Source organism: Kitasatospora sp. NPDC029367, assembly GCF_055569135.1.
On sequence record NZ_JBVHYH010000103.1, the window covers coordinates 20,417 to 27,906 of the forward strand.

The 7,490-nt window shown below is 75.3% G+C and carries 6 protein-coding genes; 3 read left to right on the forward strand and 3 right to left on the reverse strand.

Features of this window, described 5'->3' with window-relative positions:
- Nucleotides 1-37 precede the first annotated feature (37 nt).
- Nucleotides 38-1,540 carry a tyrosinase family protein gene (locus ACZ4W5_RS35175; RefSeq protein ID WP_465659146.1) on the reverse strand — a complete coding sequence of 501 codons (1,503 nt, stop codon included), beginning with the start codon at nucleotides 1,538-1,540 and terminating at the stop codon, nucleotides 38-40.
- A gap of 415 nt (nucleotides 1,541-1,955) precedes the next feature.
- Between ACZ4W5_RS35175 and ACZ4W5_RS35180 the strand changes: the two genes are divergently transcribed.
- The gene (locus ACZ4W5_RS35180; protein WP_465659147.1) at nucleotides 1,956-2,432 is read left to right on the forward strand and encodes a MarR family winged helix-turn-helix transcriptional regulator; all 477 of its coding nucleotides are present in this window, start codon (nucleotides 1,956-1,958) and stop codon (nucleotides 2,430-2,432) included.
- 51 nt (nucleotides 2,433-2,483) lie between these two features.
- Here ACZ4W5_RS35180 and ACZ4W5_RS35185 read toward each other — a convergent pair whose 3' ends face one another.
- Both ACZ4W5_RS35185 and ACZ4W5_RS35190 read right to left on the reverse strand, forming a co-directional pair.
- A complete protein-coding gene (locus ACZ4W5_RS35185) occupies nucleotides 2,484-3,242 on the reverse strand; it encodes a polysaccharide deacetylase family protein (protein WP_465659149.1) in 759 nt (252 codons plus the stop codon).
- Nucleotides 3,243-3,249: 7 nt separating this feature from the next.
- Entirely contained in the window at nucleotides 3,250-5,247 is a 1,998-nt protein-coding gene (locus ACZ4W5_RS35190) for an MGDG synthase family glycosyltransferase (RefSeq protein ID WP_465659151.1), read from the reverse strand.
- Between the two features lie 362 nt (nucleotides 5,248-5,609).
- On the opposite strand from ACZ4W5_RS35190, the gene ACZ4W5_RS35195 reads away from it, so the two are divergent.
- Nucleotides 5,610-6,485, forward strand: a complete 876-nt coding sequence (locus tag ACZ4W5_RS35195) for a hypothetical protein (protein WP_465659152.1) — start codon at nucleotides 5,610-5,612, stop codon at nucleotides 6,483-6,485.
- Between the two features lie 163 nt (nucleotides 6,486-6,648).
- Nucleotides 6,649-7,416: a YcnI family copper-binding membrane protein gene (locus tag ACZ4W5_RS35200; RefSeq protein ID WP_465659154.1), complete on the forward strand. Its 768-nt coding sequence runs from the start codon at nucleotides 6,649-6,651 to the stop codon at nucleotides 7,414-7,416.
- Nucleotides 7,417-7,490 lie beyond the last annotated feature (74 nt).

The following is a 7,490-nucleotide window of genomic DNA, read 5'->3' on the forward strand; positions in this document are numbered from 1 at the left end:
CCGGGCGAACGGGGGAGAGCGACGGGAGTGGCCGCCGTTACGCCTCGCCGACCAGGAGGCGTGCGTTGACGGTGGGGTTGCCGGCCTGGCCGAGTGGGAAGGCGGTGCCGATCTCCCCGGAGTGGCCCGGGACGTCGATCCGGACGGTCAGGGCGCGGTCGAGGATCTGTTCCCTCGTCAGCCGGAAGTCGATGTTGACGGTGCCGTGCTTGACGCACGTCGCGCACTGGCGCGGGTTGTTGGGCTGGAAGAAGAACCGCTCCGCGACCGGCTCGCCGTCGGCGAGCAGGCTGATGATGAACGACCCCGGGATGTTCAGCCGGTCGATGCCCTTCACCCGCACCGAGACCGGGTCGGCGCTGCGGAAGGAGAAGGTGCGGGCGGCGTCGATGCTGCCGGAGAGGTTCTCCATGACGGTCTCCGCGTGGGCGGGCAGGTCCAGTTGGTCGTACCCGATGTCGGTGGCGATGGTCTGGTCGGCGGTCGCGGTGAACGGCGGCAGCGGGTTGAAGTCCGGGTTGGTGAGCCAACTGACGTCCCCGCCGGCCAGGGTGGTCCGGAACCCGGCCAGGGTGGTCGCTTGGTTGCGCGTCTGCCAGCTCAGCCACAGCCGGTCGATGTTGCAGTGGTAGAACCAGAAGACCGGGTCGAAGGCGGAGAGCTCCTGGACGCCCATCGTCGGCCCGACCGAGCCGTGGCCGCTGTCGTGGGACTGGATCGAGAACTTCTGGTAGCCGTTGATGTCGGACGCGCCCCAGAGGGACTGGGTCATCGACGTGGCGATGTCGGCCAGGACCCCGAAGCGCTCAAGGTTCGCCGTGATGTCGGCGACGGAGTAGCGCTGGGTCGTGTAGGGGAAGGTGTCGCGGACCGGCGGCGTCGCCATGGCGCCGGGGTCGGCGGGCAGGACGTACCGGTCGAACGGCGGGTGCTGCAGGCGGTCCGGCAGCGGGGTGGAGATGTCCCAGTAGGGGAGCGTCACGTCCTGACAGCCCGGGACGGAGCGCAGCGCGTCCTCGAACTCGCGCAGGTAGACGCGGTGCCAGGGGTTGAAGCGGGGCTCGTGGTGCAGGCACCAGGCCTCCGGGAGTCCGTGTTGCCCGGCCAGCGTGAAGTAGCCGTCCGGGGCGGTGGTGGAGCGGGCCATGACGCCGTTGAACGCCGTTGTCAGGAGGGCGAATTCGGCGTCGGTGAGGGTGATGACGTTCTTGCGCAGCCGGGCCGGGGCCGCCCCGCCGGGTGTCGTGACCGGTGTCGACGTGCCGAGCGGGAAGCCGTTGACGATCCAGTTCTTGAAGGTCTGCGAGCGGTTGGCGCTCCACTTGCCCGCCGCGTCCGGGGGCATGTCCGCGTTGGGGGGCGCGGTGTGGGCGAAGATCGTGAGGGCGTTCCGCTTCACCGCGTCGTAGGTGCCGAGGTCGATGCCCTTGGCGGCCATGTGGGCCACGTCCTCGGGGCGGAAGTAGGTGCGGATGTCCGCGAGGTACGTCGGATTCGCGACGACCGGATCGGGGACGGGGGTGTTCGGGGGTGTGGTCACGGGTCCTCCGGCGGGCTCGGGGCGGGTGCTCGGGTGGGCTGCCGGGTGCAGCGCGCGCACTCTCGAACAGCGATCGCGAGTATGTGGCAGCGCGGAAGGTCTCTATACGAGCGACACGGACCGAGGGCCGGACGTACGTCGACCGGCGGTCAAGCCGCGACCCGGCCCGGGTGCGCGGTACAGGGCCGGTGACCTCATGGTTCGACGACAACGATGTAGACCGAAGCCGTCGACCCTGGGTAGGGTGTGGCTGCTCCCGCCTGTCCGCAGCACCGCGTGCCCGTGGCCCTCGTGCCCTCCGCGCGTTCCGTACCGCTCACCGCCGGTACGACTCGGCCCGGCGCGGGCGTGGGCGTCGGCACTCCGGGGCCCGGACCGGAGGTGGTGCAGCCCTCCCCCAGCGATTGGACGGCACGTGTACGACGGGCGGAAGGGATCGTCGAGCCCCTTCGAGCAGACGGTCTACCTGCTGTCCGCGGCCGGCCGGGCGGCGGACGGCCTGCTGGCGGACCGGTGGCGGGCCCGGGAGATGGGCCAGACCCACCTGGCGGTGCTCTCGGCGCTGTCCCGGCAGGGCGCGCACGCCCGGCCCGACCTCGCGGCCCGGCTGCGCCTGCCGGAGCCGGAGGTGTCCCGGGCACTCGACGAACTGCTGTCGGCCGCGCTGGTGCAGTCGATGGTCGTCCAGGTCAACGGCCGCCACGAGGTGGTGACCCTCACCGCTGCGGGCGAGGCCGCCCTGGAGGGGCTGCACGGCGACGCCGCCACCGTCCAGGAGGACCTGCTGGCCCCGCTGACGAAGGGCCAGCGCACGGAGCTGAACGCGCTGCTGCGGCGGGTGTGTGCCAGGGCGGCCCGCATCGCGGCCGGGCCGCAGTCCGTTTCGGGCTGACTGGCCGTTTTGGGCTGACGCGTCGGGTCGGGTTCCGTCCTCGGGTTCGGTTCAGGCCGCGCCGCCTCGGGGCTCCGCCCCGACCCCGTGCTCGCGGAGCGGGCCGACCTGCCAGCCCTGGGCGGCGCAGTGGTCGAGCAGTCGGGGGAGGGCGCCGAGGGCGGAGCGCCAGGCCCCGGGGGCGGAGGTGCAGTCCGAGTCGTGCAGCAGGACGGTGCCGCCGCCGTACAGGTCCGCGGTGACGGTGCGGTGGACGGTGTCCGGGGTGGCGCGGCCGGTCCAGTCCTCGCCCCAGCTCGTCCACAGCACCGGGGTCAGGCCGAGTCGGCGGGCCGCGAGGTGGGCGCCCGCGCTCATGACGCCGTACGGGGGCCGGAACCAGTGCGGCGCGGTGCCGGTGAGGTCGGCGACGGTGTCGCGGGCCCGGCGCAGGTCGTCGAAGGCGGCGCGCGGGCCGCGCAGCAGCAGCGGGCGGTGCGCCCAGCCGTGCACGGCGAGCTCGTGCCCGGCGTCGGCGATCTCCCGCACCAGCGCGGGCGCCCGGACGGCCATCGAGCCGAGCAGGAAGAAGGTGGCGTGCACCCGGCGCTCCTGGAGCACGGCCAGGAAGGCGGGCGTGGAGGACGGGTCCGGGCCGTCGTCGAAGGTGAGGGCCACGTGGTCGGGGCGCCCGGTCCCGGCGAGCCGGGGCAGCAGGCGGTTGCGCAGCGGCCCGTAGGTGGAGAGCACGGGAGCCGCGTGGAGCGCGGTGGCGGCGACGGTGGCGGTGGCAGCGGCGGCGCCGAGGAGCGGGAGCACGCGGGGCTTCATGGGGGCCTCAGGAAAGGGTGGTCAGCGCGCCGAGGTGCGGCGGGCGGTGGGAGGTGAGCAGGCGGTTCATGGTCGTGGTGAGCCCGGCCGGATCGGCGCTGCCGCACTCGACCAGGACGATCTGGCCGGGTCTCAGCTGCGGAGTGACGGCGCTGCCGCAGGCGATCCGGAGGTCGGGCACGACCAGGTGCTCGCGGTGGTAGGCGGCCAGGCCGAGGTCGAGGGCGTCCACGTCCCGGCTGGAGAGGAAGAAGGAGCTGCCCGCGCCGGTGGCGGAGCGCAGGGCGTCGGCCCCGGCGTCGACGGAGTTGCGGCGGGTGACGATCCCGCTCTGGTAGGGCGGGCCGTAGCCGGCGTTGACCAGGGTGAGCCCGGCGGCCGCGAAGCGGCGGACCTCGGCCGGGTCGGCGGCGGCCTCGTCGGTGTCGACCGAGACGGCGGCCTGCACGGCCGACAGGGCGCGCAGCGTGGCGTCGTCGAGGTGCCCGCCGTGCGGCGGGTGCACCACGAGGAAGGCCCGGCCGGTGCGGCTGGCGTCGACGGCGTCGAACCCGCCGTAGGCGACGGCGAGTTGGGCGCCGGCCGTGGACAGCCAGGCGGTCGCGCTGAGGGCGGCGACCACGAGGCCGACGCGTCGTCCGGGGCGGAGGCCGGTGCGGTGGCCGACGCGGCGCGGGGTGGGGGTGGAGGCGGGGGCGGACTCGCGGCCGGGGGTGGGCGTGGCTGCCCGGTCGGGGCGGCGGCGTTGCGCGGGGATCAGCGGCTGCGGTGCGGCGTGCGCCGGGGGCGCGGCGTCGGCCGGTACGGCGGGGGATACGCCGCCGGCCCGTACGGCCGGGGAACCACCGGCCGGGATGGCCGCGATGGCCGCGATCGCCTCCGCCGGCCCGGACGCGTCGCGGTGCAGCGCCAGTCCGGCCTCCCGGTACCGGCGCCCGGTGGGCCCGTCGGCCATGGCGGCGAGGACGGCCGCGAGCTGCGCCGGGTCGCGGACCCACGGGGCGAGGCCCGCCCGGTCGAGGGCGGCCGCGTTGGTCAGTCCGTGCCCGGGTATGCAGCGGTAGCTGACCACCGGCAGGCCGCAGGCGAACGCCTCCAGCGAGGTCAGGCCCCCGGCGTTCTGCACCAGCACGTCGCAGGCGTGCATCAGGCCGGGCATGTCCCGGACCCAGCCGAAGGCGTGCTCGACGCCGTCCGCCCGTAGCCGCTCCGCCAGGGCCCGGTTCTTCCCGCACACCACGACCGGCACCGCCGCCCCGGTGGCGCGCACCTCGGCGGCCACCCTCGCCACCTCGCCCACCCCCCAGGAGCCGGCCACCAGCAGGGCCAGCGGCGCGCCCGGCGGCAGTCCGAACCGCGCCCGGGCAGCCGCGCGCAGGGCCTCCGTGGTCGGAGTGAACCGGGGGTCGACCACCGGGCCCGCGACGGTGACCCGCTCGGCCCCGTGCGCGCGGGCCTGCTCGGCGGGAACGGGATGGGCCGCCAGGTGCAGGTCGACGCCGGGCGCCACCCAGAGCGGGTGCACCGAGAAGTCCGTCAGGTAGACCGCGGCGGGCACTGCCAGCCGACCTTGGCCGCGCAGGGTGCCGAGCACCTGCCCGGCGATCGGGTAGGTGGCCACCACCGCGCAGGTGTCCGGCGGGAGCGATCGCAGCAGCTTGCGGTGGGTGCTGCGCTGGATCAGCCGGATCAGCGCGCCCGGGCGCCCGGTGGACTCGGTGCTGGAGTAGATCCGCTGGTAGGCGGAGGGGGCGACGGTCAGCAGCCGCCGGTAGCACTCCGAGACCAGTGGCCCGAGCCCGGCGGGGACCAGGTCCAGGAAGTCCCAGCGGTCGACGGTGTGGCCCGACCCGGCCAGGCGCAGGGCGAGCTGGGCGGCGGCGCCGTCGTGCCCGGCGCCCACGCTCGCGGAGACGATGACGACGCGCCCGGCGGCGGGCACGGACGGGCGGGACGCTTCGGCGTGGTGCGCCGATGCCTCGTGGAGGTGCGGGAGTTGCGACACGGTCGGCCGATCCTCTGGCGGTGACGGGGCAGGGGCGGGTGGCTTCCGGTGCCCGTCCGGGCACGATCCGGTGCCCGGGCGCGGCCGGGGTGCGGGGATGCCGCCTGGTGCGACGAGCAGCGGCTGGGGCCGCGGCGAACCGCGGCTCGGTCAGGATGGCAGGGCCTTGCTGAAGATCCGCTTAAGCTCAACTACCCCTCCGGCGTGCCGCGATGAAGGCCTGCGGCCCGGTTTCCCGGACGGGTCGTACCGCTGTGGTAGCCCGGGCCGGGCGGGCCGAAACGCCGCCGGGCGCCGGATCGGGGACGAATCAGGGGACACCCCGACAGGGCACCGGGATCCCGTGCCATGATGGCGCCGCCATGACCGACCTCGACGCCGGGCCCGCACCACTGCCGGTGCGCGCCGCCGCCCTCGACCTTCGCGTGCTGCGGGCCCTGCCCTTCGCGACGGTCTGCCTCGTGCTGTCCGCCGCCGGGCACGTGCTGGCCTCGGGGGACCGGCTGCCGCCCGGCGTGCTGCTGCTCGGGTGGGTGCTGGTCGCGGCGGTGGCGGTGCTCGGTGCGCGGCGGGAGCGTTCGGTTCGGGCGATCGTCGGCGGTCTGCTGGGCGGCCAGGTGGGACTGCACTTGCTGTTCCACGCGGCCGGGGCTGCGGCCGGTGCCGGGGTCGGGGCCGGGGTCGGGGCCGGGCAGCCGGGGACGGCGCGGGGAGGCACCGGCGGGGTTGCCGGGGCGGCCGGGATGCCGGACATGCCCGGCATGGCAGGTATGACTGGTATGTCCTCTATGCCCGGCATGCAGGGGATGGCCGATCGCCGTGGCGCCGCGATGACGCACGTCACGGCGGGCGCGGGCGCGGGCACCACCCACCACACCGCCGTCGCCGCGACCCACCTCGGCTTCTGGTGCCATGCGACGCTCGCCGGGCTGAGCCCCGCGATGTTCCTGGCGCACCTGGCCGCGACCCTCGCCGCCGGCTGGTGGCTGCGCCGGGGCGAGGCGGCGGTGTGGGCTCTGGTCCGGATCGCGGCCCGCGTCGCCGAGGCCACCGGGCGGGCCTGCGCGGCTCAACTCCGAGGTGCGCTGGCCCTGTTCACGGCCCTCCGGGACGGGCTCGACGTCCGGAGGAGCGCGGGGCGCCGGGCGTCGGGAGCCGACCGCTGGGGCCGGGCGTGCTCGGCCTTCCTGCGGCACACGGTGATCAGGCGCGGTCCGCCGGGGTGCGCGACGGCGTGACCGGAGCGGGAACGCTCCCGGGCACGGCCGTCCTCCCGACCCCCTGGATCACCCACCGCACGTGAGCTCCCGTACGGCGGCGACGACGGCCCGGTTCGGACACCGGGCCCGCCGCGCGCCCGTGCGCGGTCACGAGTGCCCTCCCCTGGAGAACAACCGCATCATGCGAACTGCCCCCATGGCCCGCCCGACCCGCCTGACCCCCATGACCCGCCTGACCGCCGCCGCCGCCCTGGCGGCCGCGACCGTACTGGCCGCCGCCACGACGGCCTCCGCGCACGTCATCGTGGACCCGTCCAGCATCCCGAAGAACGCCACCGACCGGACCTTCGCCTTCCGGGTGCCGAACGAGGACGACACCAAGAGCACCGTCCAGGTGGAGATCGACTTCCCGACCGACCACCCTGTCCCGTCCGCCCTGGTCACGCCGGTGCCCGGCTGGACCGACAAGATCACCACGACCAAGCTCGCCACCCCGATCCACACCGACGACGGGGACGTCACCGACGTGGTCTCCCAGGTGACCTGGACCGGCGGTCAGATCACCCCCGGCCACTACCAGGACTTCACCGTCGAGCTCGGCGCGCTGCCCGAGGGCACCGACCAGGTCGTCTTCAAGGCCCTCCAGACGTACAGCGACGGCAACGTGGTGCGCTGGATCGAGGAACCCCAGGCCGGACAGCCGGAGCCGAAGAACCCGGCCCCGGTGCTGCACCTGACGGCCGCGGCCGCCGACGGGGACAGCGCCGTCGCCGCGACCCCGGCGCCGACGCGCAGTGCGACGGCATCGACGACGACGGCGGCGACGAAGGCCGACAGCAGCGACTCCACCGCCCGCGGCCTCGGCATCGCCGGCATCGTGGTCGGCGTCCTCGGCACGGCGGCCGGCGTGCTGCTCGCCCGCCGCAGCCGCACGGGTACTTCGGCGTGAGCCCCCGGGGGGGGGGGGGGGGGGGGGCGCTACCGCCCACCTCACCACAAACCTCCCTCCCTCCCCCTCTCGAG

Bases quoted from the DNA above. Each gene is read 5' to 3' on its own strand.
- ACZ4W5_RS35195 (WP_465659152.1), top strand. From the start codon at position 5,610: ATGACCGACCTCGACGCCGGGCCCGCACCACTGCCGGTGCGCGCCGCC.
- ACZ4W5_RS35200 (WP_465659154.1), top strand. From the start codon at position 6,649: ATGCGAACTGCCCCCATGGCCCGCCCGACCCGCCTGACCCCCATGACC.
- ACZ4W5_RS35185 (WP_465659149.1), bottom strand. From the start codon at position 3,242: ATGAAGCCCCGCGTGCTCCCGCTCCTCGGCGCCGCCGCTGCCACCGCC.